The following is a 16,421-nucleotide window of genomic DNA, read 5'->3' as shown; positions in this document are numbered from 1 at the left end:
AGTAATCCATTTTTTTATTTCTAAACTTCTTATGAACTAGCATCTAAATTATCAATCAATTCTAATATACTTCTTTCTAATTCATTAGATAAGCCATACTCTTTTAACTTTTCTAATGAAACAGGATACTCTAATTCATTTTTAATCTTAAAGTTAACTATCCTTGCTTCATTATCTACATTTTCAACCTCTAATCTATGAGTCACCTGCTTACTAATCTCATCCAGCACCCAAATCTCATCTGCGACTTCATATTGTGGATCATTTTCATTTATATTAAAAATTAACTCTTTTTGATTAAGTATTTTGTCAAAGATTCTTATAAAGATGCGAGGCTCCGCTAATAATTCATTTAACATAAACGTGGTCTGATCATTTTTACTATTCTCAGCAATATAAAGTGTTTTATTATTTACTAATACAATATCAGACTTCAATCCAAACGCTTCATATGTTGTTTTGTTTTTTTGTTTAACCAAAATTAAATAATCATTTGGCCATAATTCAGCCCGTATTGGGTCCAAATTATCCAAATAGCATATGTGTATTACAGGATTCTGTCCTCCATTGAGATTAGTTCTCCTTTTAATTTCAATCTTGTCATTTATCCAACCGTTTTCCACATCGATACCTTTTAATTTTGCAATATTTTTTTTACTCATTCTCGCATTAACTGCTAATCTCCACTTAGAAAAAGTTTCATTTACAATTAGACTTGGAAAAAAATCTTCTGTCTTACTCCGTCCTGGTTTTGTAAGAATCGAATCAGTTAATTGGATATTGGTTGAATGACTTGCTCCTCTTACTTTATTTTTACTATCCGTCTCACTTAGTGGTACCACTAGCAAACCAACCACATTATTCCAATTAAAACTACCATCTACTACGTAATCCAATTCTTTTCTTAAAATATTAATTACTAAATTAAAATTCAATTCAATATTCTTACTAGATTCTAAGCTTCTTGTATTCTCATATACATTTACCTCTTTAGGCATATCTGAGATCTTGTTATTAGCTTCACTATCGTTTTGCATAAAATTTTTTATTTCTTGTCCATATGTATTACTCATCTTATTTCATCCTTTTCTTAATAGGTAAATATATCCTTAAATAAAGTATATAATAAAAAAAGGCGAAACGCTAAAAGCATTTCAACCTTACTTTAAATAATTTGCGAGAAAATGATCAATTACACTAGTAGCTAGATTAACAGGTACTGCATTGCCTATCATTTTATATGTTGCAGAGAAGGAGATTTTATGAACTTCACATATTTCAGCATAAATATCAGGAAAACCTTGAATTCTAAATCCTTCTAATGGCGTAATTCTTCTTATAGGTTCTTTCTCCATATCAACTATAGGACTTATATATGGATTAGGATTATTTGGGCTCACATATGTTGCACTAAAATAATTGTCTTGATTAGCTCTATGCCATTTAGACATTGAAGCGGTAATTGGCCGTGCAATTGGACGATCTATCTGCAAATTCCCCATCCATTTTGGATTTGGTCTTAAAACAGTTTCCCTAGTTTTAGTAGGGATTAAGTGCCGTGGATTCATTTCTTTCTCTAATAAATGCCAAGTCGTTGGATATTTCCACTCTTCTCTAGGGATAGGTTGCGGTTCTAATAACAATTCATTACCAATCGAATATTCTCTTAAAACACCACAGAAGAACAATCTTCTCCTTTTTTGTGGTAAACCATAATGATCAGCATACAAATCCCAAAGATGGACATTATAACCTGCCTCCTCAAGTTCGCTAATTATAGTCTTCAGTGCGTCTCCAGAGCTCACACTCGAGATCTTTGAGACATTTTCTAAAATAAAAAAACTAGGTTTATAATGTCTAAGAATTCTAACTATCTCAAAAAACAACTCTCCCCTAGGATCCTCTAATCCTTTTCGATAGCCAACATTTGAGAACGGCTGACAAGGAAATCCTCCTAAAAGGAGGTCAAATTCTGGTAGTTTTTTACTTCCATCTACATTAACCATATCAGGAGAAAATATCTTTTTTACATCATCTACTATTACTTCCCCGTCAGTTCCAAATATTTCATTATATACTAATTGACATTTCTTTTCAATTTCACAATAACCAATTGGTTCAAACTTAACATTCTTTAGGCTTGAATTGATTAACGCTTGCCTAAACCCTCCAATACCTGCAAATAAATCCAAATATTTCAATATCATAAAATTTCATCCTCGTATTCAGTCAGTATTCTTTCTAGCGCTTTCCCTATATGCCTAGAAGCTAATGGGCTAACCGCATTTCCAACCTGCCTATACCACTCATTAGGTCTTCCTAAAAAATAATAATTATCAGGAAACCCCTGTATTCTAGCAGCCTCCCTTGGAGTTAATCCTCTTGCCTGATAAGGATGTATATACATATGACAATCATAATACATATGAGCAGTAATTGTTTTGGAAGGTTTTTGAGGTTCTAATTTATAAAATTTATCTTTAAAAATTTCATTTCGACTCTTATAAGGCATTATATCTTGAATAGATTTTGCATCTGACTTTTCTCCTGGCAACAACCTTCTATAAATTTCAATATCTCGATCATTGTTATACTTGGTTCTGTGGTTAAAAAGAAAAGATTCTAACCTACCATTATTTAATAAATTTGAATAACTTGAATCAAAAATTCTTTGTTCTGCAATGGTATAGCCCCATTTTTCATTCTCAATATTAGTTGAGTTCTTAAGCGTTTTTGCTTCTAAAGGAGGCAAATCACAAATCGCATCTTCAAGATTAAAATCCGAACTATACATTCTTTCATATAAAACAGACTCAAACAAATTACAGATTTGATTAAATAAAATTATATTTGTTGTTTTTATTCCTAACCAAAAAACTCTATTCCTATTCTGAGGATATCCAAAGTCTTTTGTATTAAACGGAAACGGCTTAATCATAAATCCAATATCAGCAAAATCTTGAATAACTTGATTTTCAACCTTCAACATACCAGGTACATTCTCTATAACACACAAATTCGCTTCAGATTTTTGTACACACTGAATAAAGTCTTTATAAAGAATATTTCTGGGATCATCTGATAGTCTCTGTCTGTTAGCATTACTAAACCCCTGACATGGCGGTCCTCCTACTATTACAGGAGCTTTAGGCAAGTCATTATGCAATAGGAACTCTTTAATATCCCCATTGTAAAAAGAACTTTCACTCAAAAATGGTCTGTTAAAGAGATACGATTTAGATGCAGATAAATCAAAATCCAAAGCAAAAATCGGCTCAAAATTATATTGTTCTAGCCCCACTGATAATCCACCTGCTCCACAAAACAAATCGATAAAAGGAATTTTTTTATCCATTGTTTCTTTCTTTAATTCTCTACCATTTCTACAAAACATTTGGATAGGACAACTACAACAATTTGGGTTCTCAGGATAGCAAAATGTTTTTGATAAAGTTGACACCTTCGAATTAAATTCATCATTATTAATATTATAACTTTCAATAGTATATCCTATACGATTAAACACCCTGCTATTAGCTTCTATATCAATATAATTTTGTTTTTCAAATGAAACATTAATCACATTTTCTATTTCTTTAATTAAATTCATTTATTCATTACCTCAATCAAGAACATCTGTTCTAATTTTATATATAAATAAAACCCTACCCATTAATACAAGTTTTCACCCGAATAAGTGATAGAGGAATACGCAATTATTATACCATTTTTTATACTTATTTCAAGTTAACTTAACTGGCGATCGTTTCTCACTCATTCTTTATCTTTAGACATAATTTTTTGCGCGTTGTTAGCTTATTTAATCCTTCATCGAATAAATTAAAAGAGCAGAGGTCTTAATTATCAAAACAGTTAGAATAGAAACTTTACATATTAAAACACTTATACCTAATATTATTCCCTAAAAAAATCAATTATACTGTACAATAAAAAAGAATACATCCTAATCTCACCAACTAAATTTACATTCAAAACTGACTTAATCAATTCCGTATATAAAAATACTAACCAAAACAAAATATGCTATATAGTACCTTCTTACAAAACAAATCATCGAAGGTAGAGTATATGCTCTAACGATCAGAGAAAAAACTCTATACATAGGCGGCTATTACTAAAGGACAAACTTTTATTGAAATTTTACTAGACGCTACAAACTAGAGAATAAGCGTTTATGTATGAGAAATCCTTATTTAAAAAATTTGAATATCTTAAGTTCAAAACAAATAAACAGCCAGAAATAACATAAAATTCAATCAAACCAAAAACCCAATCATTCCCTATAAAGAAATTATTCTAACTAAAATATCATCTTAAGTCCTGTAATACTATTGTATTTAATTCATAAATAGCAGTGCCTTTTGTCGTAGAGTAGAAAACTGAAACAGATTAAATTTCTTTAGGGATGGCTTCGCCATCTCTTTTCTGTTTCAGCTTCCCCTCATCAAACCGTACGTGAAGTTTTCCCTCATACGGATTTCTGATGTTCTTCCTTCTTTATCTTTCAGTTTGTTCTAGCTTCCTACTTTCACGAGTATGTATGTTGTTTTCTTTATCAATTCCTTGATACAGCCATGTTTCTTTCAAATATTTCTTTTCTTATTCCAGAAAAGGTTCAACCGTTCTAGGACATACCAATCTATTTTGCATAGCCACCTCTGTCCAATTGAAGATACACTATAATAGTTCGTGAACCCTTGTAGAATTCTATTTAAACCTTTTACCATCTCTTCTAATTGTAAATACGGTTTGTTCCTCGGCTCTGTGTATCTTTTAATGCGTTCTCGCATTTTCTTCATGGCTTTCTGGCTCGGAATATGCGCCATCACATACACTTTCTTCCCGCCTTTCACAGGTTTAGGGTATTTTCGATGGTGAAATCCTAGAAAATCAAATCCCTCGTTGCCATCCCACGTATTCACTAGCTTTGACTTTTCTGTATGGATTGTAAGTTCTAACTTATTCATAATGGATTGTAGTATCCGAATACTTTCTAGTGCTTATTGTTTTGTTTGACATACGATGACAAAGTCATCGGCATATCGAATCAGTTCCCCCAAGTGTTTACACTTCTTTTCCCACATGGTGTCCATATAGTTTAAATATATATTAGAAAGTAACGGAGATATCACGCCACCTTGTGGTGTACCTACTGTCGTTGCATGAAATTGCGCATGTTCCATGATTCACGCTTCCAGCCATTTTCTAATGAGTTTTAACACTCTTCGGTCACGGATTCTTCGATGCTGTATTTCCAAGTTCTTCATATCTTCCATGGTTTTCGCCTATATTCACCAGGCTCAACTTCCCTTTATCCTATTGCTAGGTATCTTTTAACGAGGCGGCAAGGTTCACTTTATGTTACGGTCTGCTGATTCGCTCGCACTTCTAAATAGAAGTTACTTTGTCACAGGGCTTCAACCTTAGGATTTCTCCACCAGTTGCCTGTCAGCTACTAGGCGACTTGGGGCTGGACTTTCACCAGCAAGCAGTGCCCAGCTTAGCTGGGCACGCAAAACAAAAAGACACTTTTCATAGTGCCTTTTCCATAAGTCTATACCTGACCTTTTGTATCACTAATTTCTATTTTCTCGTTTGCCCTGACTAATTAACTTAATAAGTTTCTCTCTATTAATTAATACAACTCGATTCACTTTAGCGAGTTTGTATGCTGCAGCTGTAAATTCACTATTTGTAACAACCCATGTTTCATCAGCTTTATAAAATTCTTTTGCACCAACAATCTCCTGAACAGATTTAATTCCAACGTTATTCTTATAGCGTTTTGCCTGTACAATGATTCTTTTATCATTTTTTCTCAAAATTAAATCTGCACCAAAATCGTTAGATGCTTTAGTAATCTCTGTTTTATAACCCAAATCCGGAAATAGACTTCCTAAATATTTTTCAAACTGGTGTCCGCTCATTTTATCAATATCATAAATTCCTGATTGCCGAAGTTCTCTTAGCTTTTTTACATTCACATACATATATAATAATATAATTGCTGCCGATACCATTACTATCGGCACTAAAAATTCCGGTTTCCACAACACCCCGAAAAACGTAATAACTAGTAAAGATCCCAATATTGATTCATCTTGCTTTTTCTTTCGCTTAGCCATCTTAACTCCTTTTTACTCATAAACTATAATAATTACTTTAATGACCTAAATAAAATATCCCACCTAAAATAACTAATGCTATAGCACCTTTAATTATAGGTAGAATATCATCTGGTATATAAGATCTAATAATTACAAGCAGAGTACATATAATAAATATGACACCAAGGAGTATCCACCCGTCCCAAAGTACTTCTTTTAGTGATTCTGGTAACTCTATATTATTAACATCCATTTTATTTCCCTTTCTATCTTAACTTATAAAATTATAATAACGTATTATTTTTATAAAAGGAAATTTTTATATAAATGTATATATCAAGAGTGATATCGATATTTTATAAGTACAAAACACTAAAATTACTTATCTCCTCTATCTCCACCAACCATCTCTCCATACCACTCATCACTCTCCTCCAAAAACCCCCTACTCTCCCCACTATCCTTATAGAATCTCTCCCAACCCCGCTCCCTCAAAATCCCCTTCCAACTATCACTCTCCACCATCCTCTTAATAACACTATCCCAATAAGCAACCTCTTCCTCTGTCATATCTTTCGAGCCCATAATTCCTTTCCAGTGCTGGAAGATGACGTCGATTCCTTGTTCTTTCCATGTTGGGATTTCTGGTAGTCGGTCTAGTCGTTTTGGTGCGGATACGGCTAGTATTTTTATTTTGCCGGCTTTGTATTGTTTTTCGGCTTCGGATAGGGTCATGGTTGCGGCGCTGATTTGTTTGTTCGTTAGGGCGTTTATGATTTTTTCTTTGTTTTCGTAGACGAAGAATTGTAGTTCGGCAGGGTTTATGCCGAATGCTTTGCTTACTTGTACGAATGATAGGTGATCGTCGTTTCCTAGGCCTGGGGCAACGCCGATTTTGAAGTTTTTCTTGTTTTGTTTTAGTTGTTCCATTAGTTGCTTTGCGTTTTCTATGTTTGAGTCTTTTGATACGACAACAACTTCCCAATCTGATGCAAGTGTTGCGAGCGGTGTGAAGTCTTTATATGTTAGTTTACTGTGGCCGAGTAGGTTGTTCGTTATGAGTAAGCTTGAGTTAATCGCCAGTACGTGACCGCCTTTTTGTTTCATATATTTCCATCCGACATCACCGCTGCCACCTACTTTGTTTGTGACTGTGATTGGTTTTGTGAAGATTTTTTCTTCTGTGAGCGTTTTTTGCATCGCTCGCGCTGTTAAGTCCCACCCTGCTCCTTGAACGTTTGGCGCAACGATTTCTACTTTGTCTATGTTCACTTTATTCGTATGGGATTTTTCCGAGGAACAACCAGCTATTACTCCTGTCATGATCCATATACATAGTAATAATCGTTTTTTCATAGTCCTCGTCCTATTCGGTACTTTCGTTCTGGTCGTCCGATAATGCCGTATGTGTATTCTACTGTGCATTCGCCGGTCGCTACTAAGTATTCTAAGTATCTTCTTGCGGTTGTTCTGGAGGCTCCCATTTGTTCTCCCATTTCTTCTATTGTAATGCCCTCTTCGAATCCTTTTATAATCCCCTTTACTTTTTGCAGTGTTAACGGATCAACGCCTGTCGGTAAGTTTTTTATATCTTGTGTTTGCGAAGTACCGAAGAAGTTATCGATGAGTGCTTGATTCACTTCATTGTTACTATGTAATAATTGTTTCTTTCTTTTATAGTCTTCAATTGTGCGAACGAATTTTTCTAACGTGACCGGTTTTATAAGGTAGTTACTTACACCATTTCGAATTGCTTTTTCTAGCATATGGTTTTCATTTGCCGCAGTAACCATAATGACGTCAACGTTTGGAAAGTCAGCATGAATTTTCGGTAATAAGTCTGTTCCGATTCCGTCTGGTAAGTAATTATCTAATAGAAGTAAATCGATTTCTTCCCTTTGTAGTAGTTCCATCGTTTCTTTTGCGTTCAATGCTTTTCCAATCACTTTTACGTCTTTTATTTTCGATAAAAACTCCTCTTGAATTTGCGCGACGCGGAAATCATCTTCTGCAATTGCAACCTTCAACATATGCCCATCCCCCTGTTTGTCATGTACTTTCTCTCAATGTTTTCGGAAGGTAAATTGTAAAAATAGCTCCCCCATTTTTCTCGTTTTGAATTTCAATTGTTCCCCCTAGTAGATCTACCTTTTCTTTCACGTTTGCTAGTCCGTAACCACGATCATTTCCTTTCGTTGAAAAACCTTTTTGAAAAATGGTCGTTATTTTTTCTTCTGGTATCCCTATCCCGCTATCTATCACTTCAAACACAATGTCATGCCCAATATCCGTAACAAAGAAAGAAACATTCTTCTCCTCTCGTTCACTCACCGCATCAAATGCATTGTCGATTATGTTTCCAAGGATTGTAATAAGGTGCGAAACTTTTATATGGTCTGGTAACGGATGAAGCGCACTATCTCCTTCAATATGAAAATCAATTTTCTTCTCAGACGCTGTTCCGATTTTTCCTAATAAAATAGCTTGTACTTTCGCATCGTGAATTTGATGGAATAAAATGTGGTTTTGGCTTTGATGAATGTTAGATTCTTGCTGGATAAATTCAATCGCTTCTTTGTAATGCCCTAACTGAAGTAATCCTGATAAAACAAAAAGTTTATTTGTAAATTCATGCGTTTGAGCACGTAAGTCCTCTGAATACTTTCTTACCTCAGATATTGTGTTCACTAAGTTTTGCAGTTCTGTTTTATCTCTAAAACTACATACAACGCCTACCGTACTGTTATTTTCGAGTATTGGTGTCCTATTTAAAATAAACACTTTATCTTGAAACGCGATTTCTTGATCGTTTTCTAGTACTCTCTCCATATGAAATTCTGGTAAAACTTTTGAAATGTGCCGCTGCATATAATCATCATGTACATGCAGCATTTCTTCTGCCGAGGTGTTCATCATCGTGATAAGGCCATTTTGATCAATGGCGATAATTCCTTCTTTTATAGATAGTAGTATTGCACTTCGTTCCCGGTATAGCGCTGCGATTTCATTCGGCTCTAAACCGAGTGTATCTTTACGAATACTACGTGCTAAAAGAATGCCACCAATGATTCCAGCTAGTAATACACCTAAGGAAAAGAGGATAATTTCTTTCGTTCTGCTTAATATGTTATATTCGATACCTTTTATTGAAAACTCTACTGTTACAACGCCTACTACTTGATCGTAGTCTTCGTTATGAACAATAATGGGTGCTTTCGCCATTAAAGCTGGACCGCTTGTACCATTTCCTTCGAGCGTATAATAACCACCAAAAGTGAGTGCTTCATAGTTATATGGATTGTTACTCTTTGTGCCAATTAACTCCGAATTAGAATGGGAATACGTCACCCCAAAGCGATCTTCTATAATGACAGTATCTGCACCAGCTTGCTCACGAACTTGTTCCGCAATGGATTGAATGCTACTTTTATGTTCGTTATATTGAAAAGCATCTTTTATAGCTGGCATAAAAGAAAGAGATTTAGCCGTTTGCAGTGCTAGCTGTTCCACTTGACGTTTCGTATCAACGGACTGAATGTAAACAAATATTCCTGCTAATAGGAGAACGACAAATAAAATTAACGTAATAATTAAGCTTACTATTTTCGTTTGCAATGATACTTTGCGTGATTTCTTCATATTTCATATCCTTTGATAAAATATTCAAAACTATCAATCTCCTTTTTCTATTATTATGACAAAACTGAAAATGAAGCAACTATTAAAAATATCCATGTACATAAAGTACAAAAAGAATAAAATTGTCATAATATTGAGATTTAAAATAAAGAACAGTACAATTCAAATACAATGAACACGCTTTCATATATACCTTTTATTACTAAGCAAGAGGAGGAATTAGTATGGCTCAAGCAAAATCTAACCGAGTCGCCGGCAATATCTTTAAAGGTTCTGTCGGCAATTTAATTGAATGGTACGACTGGTACGTTTACTCTGCTTTTGCTGTTTATTTTTCAGCAGAGTTCTTTCCTAAAGGTGATCCAACGAGTCAATTACTGAACACAGCAGCTATTTTCGCAGTTGGATTTTTAATGCGCCCTATCGGCAGTTTGCTAATGGGACGATATGCAGATCGGCACGGACGCCGGGCAGCATTAACTCTTTCCATTACGGTTATGGCCGGTGGTTCTTTAATTATCGCCTGTACACCTAGTTACGAAAGCATTGGGATTATGGCGCCGATCATCTTAGTTCTTGCCCGTTTATTACAAGGATTATCACTTGGCGGAGAGTATGGGACTTCCGCAACATATTTATCTGAAATGGCTAGTAGTGGCCGCCGTGGTTTTTATTCAAGTTTTCAATATGTAACGCTCGTTGCTGGACAAATGGTTGCGTTAGGCGTTCAAATTGTTCTTCAACAATTACTAAGCGAACCAGATATGAAAGCTTGGGGATGGCGTATTCCGTTCATTATTGGAGCAATGGGCGCAGTAGCTGTATTATGGCTTCGCCGCACGATGGATGAGTCGGAGCAATTCTCAAACATAAAATCACAAAAACGCGAAAGCGCAGGAACCATTAGCGCTCTTATGAAACATCCGAAAGCTGTATTAACAGTAGTCGGCCTAACATTAGGCGGCACTGTCGCATTTTATACGTACACAACATATTTACAAAAGTTCATGGTAAACACAGTCGGCCTTCCGAAAGAAGTTGTAAGCTGGATTAACTTTGTCGCACTACTTATATTCGTCGTACTTCAACCGATTGCAGGACTACTATCCGATAAAATCGGACGCCGTCCACTATTAATGGCTTTCGGTATTCTCGGAACGTTACTAACAGCACCGATCTTCTTCTTCATGGAAAAAACGACAGAACCAATCGTAGCATTTTTACTCATGATGGTCGGCCTCATTATCGTTACTGGTTACACATCAATTAACGCAATTGTAAAAGCCGAACTCTTCCCAACTGAAATTCGCGCACTTGGCGTAGGTTTACCATATGCACTAACAGTTGCGATATTCGGTGGAACAGCTGAGTTCATCGCATTATGGCTAAAGAGTATCGGAATGGAATCACTATTCTACTTCTACGTAGCTGGATGTATTGCAATCAGCTTTATTACGTATTGGCGTATGGATGAGTCATCGAAGACTTCGCAGATTGAGGCGGAGCTTGGTGGTGGGGATAGTTTAGTTAATAATAAATCTAGTTAAAATTATGTATTCTATGTTCTTCGTTTACCTGAACTCGATTTGCTTTATCTAAAAAAGCATAATTCATTAAGATATAATTTAAAAACCTCTACTTATATGTAGGGGTTTTTGTATGACGAAAAAACACGTATTATCGATAATTGCAAAAAGCCGGAGATTTTGCCAATGTAGAATCCATTGGTACTCACACCATGCGAAAAACCTTCGGCTATTGGTTCTATAAACAAACAAAAGATGTTGCTATGTTACAAGAAATTCTTAACCATAGCACACCACACATCCCCCTGAAATATATTGGAATTAATAAAGAAGAAAAAGATAATATTCTTGATACATTTCAAATTTAATTCACTTAAAATTACTATTTCAATCATCATAAAAAAGACCTTTTATTTTAAAATAAAAGGTCTTTTTTTATAAACATATATGTATTAAGATTTATATTTTTTTACTGTACAAGGAATAGTTACAATGTACAAATCTATAGCATAGATTGTAACCCAGATACCTTTACCTTCAGCTTCTAACTTTTTATCTAGTTGAGACAAATGCTCTGAAACTTTTCTTTTTCCCCATCTTCTAGGAAACCATTGAAAAACCTTAGGAACATTATATTTTTTATTATACCAAGTATTCAATCTCCAAAAAATGAAAAAAACCAAAACAATAATTATGATACGAAAAATATCAGAATATGAAATTCCTAAAACCATATTATATTTTCTCCATTTCCACTAAAACTCAGATAATTTACTTCTTAATTCTAATTCATCCTCTGTTTCGAAACCCTTAAATAATAAATGAATTATTTGATTATGATTAAAAAACACATTATATTCTTTTGATAAATTACCATGAGGATATGGACAAGAAACATAATCGCATAATTTATTATCAGCTTGTTGTTGCTTTCTTCCATAAATCATAAGAGGTTGATTAATTTCTTCTATAAGAGCTACAGAACCAATTGGTAATAATTAGCCTCCAATTGGAAAATAAGGGACAAACAAGGACAATCTACTCAGCTACCCTAAGATTTTAATGGTTTAATATTTTGATTTTCAAGTTTTCCTTCACAAATTCCTGTTAACACTGATAATAAGAAAAACAGGCCGTAACGAGCGATCAATTTGATCATAAAGGTCATACGCTTCGCCAAGTGGAACATCCGAATCATGTGGCTGTTCACCCTGTAACAATTACTAACAGCAAGTAGAAAACGTTTGGATAAATAAAAAGCAAATAAATTATTAAAAGATTGTAACCCCTACTATAAGAAATACTATTATTACTAAAGGAAGAATGATAATCATAAAGGATATTATTATTGTTAATAATGCTTTCCATGCTGAAAATTGGTGTGCTTCCCCTAAACATTTTAAGGAAATAATGATTGTCCAAATTCCAATAACTATATCAATTATGGCAAAAATAAGAAACAAAATCGTTAAAGTTATGCTACTATCCATTTCCGGTGTCTCACTCGTAAAGTTTTCTATCCCAAACAAGAAAAATGAAGGCACCCAAACTAATATAAGAGAATAAACGTAAGGGATATAAGAATAGGCAACTGAGTAACGTGTTTTTTCAAATGTACCTTGTCCACCAAGTTTTTTTGCCACCCAATTAAATAACGCTGGTAGCAAAAAATAATAAATTAAGAAAGCAACGAAGGTACCGAATATAACCATTGAGATTATTGAAACTGGACTACTTATTGAATCCCCCACATTTTTAGAAGATGCTCGATCTAAAGTCTGTACGAATGAGCCTAGTAAAATGAGTAAAAACACATTCTTAGGTTTGGATATAAAAATTTCTTTCATTGTATCACGTGGTTTTATCCAAATGGAGAACCAAGGATTAAGTGCACGTTTAAATTGATTTTCTGGAGTTTCCATATAAAAAACATTCCCCTTTCTTAAAACATATTAAATGTAAATCCCTAATTATCCCAATTTTGTACATATAAATATTAAAGCATAAATAGTCGATTATTTAAATGTAAATAATCAATTATTTAATTTCATCTGAAACTTAGGGGGAGTGCTTCTTAGCAATTACCTCTATATTTTCTTACATTTTTAACTATGGGCTGATTAGTTACTTTCATTTTTGAGTACCTCACATTCTTTAATACACGGGATAAACAGCTATAATCTTATCATCAATAAGAACAAACCTAATTTCCATTCCTTCAGATGTTTTACCAGAATATAATCTTCCACTTATACATCTTTTATTGCTATAAGCCTCGTGAATGGCTTCCATAAGAAGAATGCAATTATACACTTGAAATGCAACAAATCCTCTTTAAAAGCCTATACGTATTTTCCCTCCATCTTCTATATGCTTACGTAAATAATAATACTTATGGAGTTCTATAATCATATAAAACAAAGCAAACGAAAACACTGTGCATGCAGACATAAATACAATTGCCCCCATCTGTTGTGTTGCAATGCTAAGAATTATATTAGCAATTAACTGCCCCAATCCCGCTGCAATAGCTGCTACTTTTACACCACCAGTTTCTTTCGATGATTTTGATTTTTTTCTTGGTTCCTGAAGTTTTTCAATATGATTTTTATAAAAATGATACAAAGCGAAACTATACAAACCAAATGAAAGAATAAAATAGATGGGAGTTTGTAATTGTAACACTTCATAAGCATATTTTTGAGTTATAACCAATAATCCGACTGAACATATGGTGCCATATACTCCTCGAAATAGAGTGTATTGTAATTGTCGTTTCCGAGGATTGATAGCAATCCATATCGCCCACAAATTTAAAAAAACAACTGGAGGAGTTACTATATATACATAGAGTAATTGAAAAGGATTCGCGAATGCAGGCAAAAGAACAAACACGTCTGCCCCCAAAAGGACAAGAACAATTACGTGGACTCTTATTTCATTTACAGCATAAAGAGCCATATAATATTCAAAAGCTTTTTTATTAAAATCTGTATTTTTTTTCATGTGAATTAAACCACCCCGCTACTGTTGACCAAGTTTTTTTCATTTCCCCTTTAATACATAATGAGTAAAATATGAATCGGTTAATTTTACTAAACATATTACGAGATTTTGTCGCGAATTTTCAAACATCAAATCTTTTTATTGAATATTAGCATATAATCAATTCTAATCATGAAACATTCTACCTTTTATAATGATTTTGGATAAGTTATAAATAGTCTCTACCTATTAATATTGTATAATTCAATAAATTTGTTAAGACTGTCTTCTAATCTCTTAATTGTGTTTGGATACTTTTTTGAATAACCCTCGCACATTTTTTTAAAATAATGATAAAGTGTTTGATAATTAATTATTACCTCATCACCACTGTATAATACAAATTCTACCCCTTCAAATGAATCTCCATTGGCAATATCATACTCATCCAAATCTCCTGGAAAAGTACATGCGCCATATTCCTCTCCAAATCCTACTCCTTCACAAACTGAATTGATTACCTTTAAAAATCTTTCATCATCTACCATATTAAACACTGCTTGTATAGGAAAATGGGTTAAATCTAGTAAATCCTCATCTTTTAATCTAAATTCTCTTTGCATACATATCTCTCCTCGTATATCTTTAATTTATTCTGGAAAAAAAGAAGAGATTTCTCCACCTTTATGGTATCCTCTCCAAGTTATTTCTTTACCGTCAACACCCGCCCCTTCTCTCGAAAGAACTCCATCACTGGTTTTTAATTTAGCGTCATTAGCTGCTTCAATTCCACGGTTAATAAATTCCTTATCACTTATAATTTTAGGATCATAAATGTTGTTTGTGAATACTTTATTTCCATACTCTCCTGTAGGGGTGCCATCCATATTTAACTTAGGCATATTGTATTCTACTGTTTTTACACCTAGAATTTTTGAAGGTGATTCACTGACTATTTTTAATATTGTTTTTAAAGAACTCTTCACTGTTGTGTGCTCCATCAATACCTCTCCCTCTCCTTCTTGGAACAGAGGGATCTATATTTTTAATATGATTTTCTAATTTAGGAGTCGCTTTAAACTTTCAAGTGATTTAATGGTGAATGTTTTTGATACTTTTTACCTATTATGGACATTAAAAAAGCTTATGCAGGTTATACATAAGCTTTTTTACTCATGATTAGATATTTTTCAAATGCTACACCTTAATGCAAGTCTTAAAAAGATTAAATATAATAGTCAGGATTTTCATCCATTTTAATTAAAAATTCTTCTAAAGAATCCGCTATTTTCTCATCTTCAGAGTAAGTAGGACATTGACCTAATTCATTTTCCTCTTTAAATTTAATTGTTAAAAAGTTAAGTTCTGTTACTTCAAAAAACACTAATGAATCATCATCTAGGTTTGGATTATATTCATAAATATCTTGCCTTAAACGGAAATCTGCAACTGAAATCGGGTCCATAAATCTGTTGAAAAACGTTCTTGTATCAGACTTAAAAAAACCACAACCTATTTCTTGATAAAAGCGTTTCAGTTCTTTTGGAAGTTCCATTTGTAATAAGCTTTCTGCCTCATCTATCTCATCTTGATATATAGGATAGAAAATAGGTTTTTGTTTAGAACGGACACTTCTGTCTGCTACAACATATTCTTTTAAAAAATTAAACATAATTTTTAATACCCCCTATTAAAGAAGGGTTATTTTTAACGCTTCCTCAAGCATTGTATTAAAATCATTATATGTGTTCATTACCGTACCTGATGGTTTATCAAGTTCTAAATAAGTACCGTCTGATAAGCTCTTACAAAACCACGCAATATTTGAATCGCCAAAGAAAAGATACTCTTTTTGAAATTCATTTTCATACCAAATCTCATTGGTTTCTATAAGCCCGCAAATTGATTCGTCCCTTTCTGTATCTAACAAATAAGAGTCAACTCCATAAAGTACTAGCCCGTTAAAATCTAATCCATTTACAGTTTTAAGAAACTCCTCATATTCACTCGGTAGGTCAACATTATAACTCTCTTTCATGCGTTCTCTTAATTTCTGAACTTCACTATCTGTTGCTGGTGTATTCAGTTTATCATTAAAACTTTTCTCTATTTTTTCAATTTCTAAAACCAGATTTTTCCACAT

20 protein-coding genes and 1 pseudogene are annotated in these 16,421 nt (G+C 33.6%); 2 read left to right on the top strand and 19 right to left on the bottom strand.

All coding sequences use genetic code 11. From position 1 onward, the window contains the following. Positions 1–29: 29 nt before the first annotated feature. The 10 genes from BCG9842_RS04635 to BCG9842_RS04595 form a co-directional block, all read right to left on the bottom strand. Positions 30–1,073, bottom strand: coding sequence for a hypothetical protein (locus BCG9842_RS04635; RefSeq protein WP_000072836.1), 1,044 nt, complete (start codon positions 1,071–1,073; stop codon positions 30–32). Positions 1,074–1,160: 87 nt separating this feature from the next. Further along, complete coding sequence (locus BCG9842_RS04630) at positions 1,161–2,207, bottom strand: DNA cytosine methyltransferase (protein WP_000601658.1); 1,047 nt, start codon at positions 2,205–2,207, stop codon at positions 1,161–1,163. Continuing rightward, positions 2,204–3,610 carry a DNA cytosine methyltransferase gene (locus BCG9842_RS04625; protein ID WP_001048932.1) on the bottom strand — a complete coding sequence of 469 codons (1,407 nt, stop codon included), beginning with the start codon at positions 3,608–3,610 and terminating at the stop codon, positions 2,204–2,206. Before BCG9842_RS04625 ends, BCG9842_RS04630 begins: the two co-directional genes overlap by 4 nt. Before the next feature lie 994 nt (positions 3,611–4,604). Continuing rightward, positions 4,605–4,988, bottom strand: a complete 384-nt coding sequence (locus tag BCG9842_RS31540; RefSeq protein WP_001037135.1) for a group II intron maturase-specific domain-containing protein — start codon at positions 4,986–4,988, stop codon at positions 4,605–4,607. Between the two features lie 33 nt (positions 4,989–5,021). Continuing rightward, positions 5,022–5,204, bottom strand: coding sequence for a reverse transcriptase domain-containing protein (locus BCG9842_RS31535; RefSeq protein WP_000399448.1), 183 nt, complete (start codon positions 5,202–5,204; stop codon positions 5,022–5,024). A gap of 393 nt (positions 5,205–5,597) precedes the next feature. Then, positions 5,598–6,146, bottom strand: a complete 549-nt coding sequence (locus BCG9842_RS04615) for a restriction endonuclease (RefSeq protein ID WP_001129143.1) — start codon at positions 6,144–6,146, stop codon at positions 5,598–5,600. Positions 6,147–6,183: 37 nt separating this feature from the next. Next, a complete protein-coding gene (locus BCG9842_RS31185) occupies positions 6,184–6,381 on the bottom strand; it encodes a hypothetical protein (protein WP_000383007.1) in 198 nt (65 codons plus the stop codon). Between the two features lie 125 nt (positions 6,382–6,506). Then, on the bottom strand, positions 6,507–7,484 hold the full coding sequence (locus BCG9842_RS04605) for a tripartite tricarboxylate transporter substrate binding protein (RefSeq protein ID WP_000746630.1): 978 nt from the start codon (positions 7,482–7,484) through the stop codon (positions 6,507–6,509). Beyond that, a complete protein-coding gene (locus BCG9842_RS04600; RefSeq protein ID WP_000921553.1) occupies positions 7,481–8,158 on the bottom strand; it encodes a response regulator in 678 nt (225 codons plus the stop codon). The genes BCG9842_RS04605 and BCG9842_RS04600 overlap by 4 nt, the downstream gene beginning before the upstream one ends. Before the next feature lie 19 nt (positions 8,159–8,177). Then, a complete protein-coding gene (locus BCG9842_RS04595) occupies positions 8,178–9,767 on the bottom strand; it encodes an ATP-binding protein (protein ID WP_000749664.1) in 1,590 nt (529 codons plus the stop codon). A gap of 224 nt (positions 9,768–9,991) precedes the next feature. Here BCG9842_RS04595 and BCG9842_RS04590 point away from each other — a divergent pair, with 224 nt between their 5' ends. Both BCG9842_RS04590 and BCG9842_RS04585 read left to right on the top strand, forming a co-directional pair. Then, the gene (locus tag BCG9842_RS04590; protein ID WP_000035834.1) at positions 9,992–11,314 is read left to right on the top strand and encodes an MFS transporter; all 1,323 of its coding nucleotides are present in this window, start codon (positions 9,992–9,994) and stop codon (positions 11,312–11,314) included. 140 nt (positions 11,315–11,454) lie between these two features. Next, positions 11,455–11,661 (top strand): annotated as a pseudogene (locus BCG9842_RS04585) (tyrosine-type recombinase/integrase); the annotation flags it as partial. 84 nt (positions 11,662–11,745) lie between these two features. Here BCG9842_RS04585 and BCG9842_RS04580 read toward each other — a convergent pair. The 9 genes from BCG9842_RS04580 to BCG9842_RS04545 all read right to left on the bottom strand — a co-directional run bounded on the left by BCG9842_RS04580 (position 11,746) and on the right by BCG9842_RS04545 (position 16,421). Then, entirely contained in the window at positions 11,746–12,027 is a 282-nt protein-coding gene (locus BCG9842_RS04580; protein ID WP_000242739.1) for a hypothetical protein, read from the bottom strand. 21 nt (positions 12,028–12,048) lie between these two features. Then, a complete protein-coding gene (locus BCG9842_RS04575; RefSeq protein ID WP_000639126.1) occupies positions 12,049–12,240 on the bottom strand; it encodes a DUF4176 domain-containing protein in 192 nt (63 codons plus the stop codon). A gap of 104 nt (positions 12,241–12,344) precedes the next feature. Continuing rightward, positions 12,345–12,491, bottom strand: coding sequence for a hypothetical protein (locus tag BCG9842_RS31180; protein ID WP_000620647.1), 147 nt, complete (start codon positions 12,489–12,491; stop codon positions 12,345–12,347). 73 nt (positions 12,492–12,564) lie between these two features. Beyond that, positions 12,565–13,215 carry a Yip1 family protein gene (locus BCG9842_RS04570; RefSeq protein WP_000449709.1) on the bottom strand — a complete coding sequence of 217 codons (651 nt, stop codon included), beginning with the start codon at positions 13,213–13,215 and terminating at the stop codon, positions 12,565–12,567. A 412-nt stretch (positions 13,216–13,627) separates the two neighbouring features. Next, positions 13,628–14,299 (bottom strand): hypothetical protein, encoded by a 672-nt coding sequence (locus BCG9842_RS04565; RefSeq protein ID WP_000742393.1) that lies wholly within the window; start codon positions 14,297–14,299, stop codon positions 13,628–13,630. Positions 14,300–14,520: 221 nt separating this feature from the next. Beyond that, complete coding sequence (cdiI, locus tag BCG9842_RS04560; RefSeq protein WP_001188530.1) at positions 14,521–14,901, bottom strand: ribonuclease toxin immunity protein CdiI; 381 nt, start codon at positions 14,899–14,901, stop codon at positions 14,521–14,523. 27 nt (positions 14,902–14,928) lie between these two features. Continuing rightward, the gene (locus BCG9842_RS04555; protein WP_001999206.1) at positions 14,929–15,279 is read right to left on the bottom strand and encodes a CdiA family toxin C-terminal domain-containing protein; all 351 of its coding nucleotides are present in this window, start codon (positions 15,277–15,279) and stop codon (positions 14,929–14,931) included. 224 nt (positions 15,280–15,503) lie between these two features. Beyond that, the gene (locus BCG9842_RS04550) at positions 15,504–15,950 is read right to left on the bottom strand and encodes an SMI1/KNR4 family protein (RefSeq protein WP_000481679.1); all 447 of its coding nucleotides are present in this window, start codon (positions 15,948–15,950) and stop codon (positions 15,504–15,506) included. A gap of 18 nt (positions 15,951–15,968) precedes the next feature. After that, positions 15,969–16,421 carry a YrhA family protein gene (locus BCG9842_RS04545; RefSeq protein WP_000265799.1) on the bottom strand — a complete coding sequence of 151 codons (453 nt, stop codon included), beginning with the start codon at positions 16,419–16,421 and terminating at the stop codon, positions 15,969–15,971.

It is taken from the genome of Bacillus cereus G9842, from assembly GCF_000021305.1.
Taxonomy (GTDB): domain Bacteria; phylum Bacillota; class Bacilli; order Bacillales; family Bacillaceae_G; genus Bacillus_A; species Bacillus_A thuringiensis_S.
The sequence above is the reverse complement of the archived record's forward strand: the minus strand, read 5'-3'. Positions and strand labels throughout refer to the sequence as shown.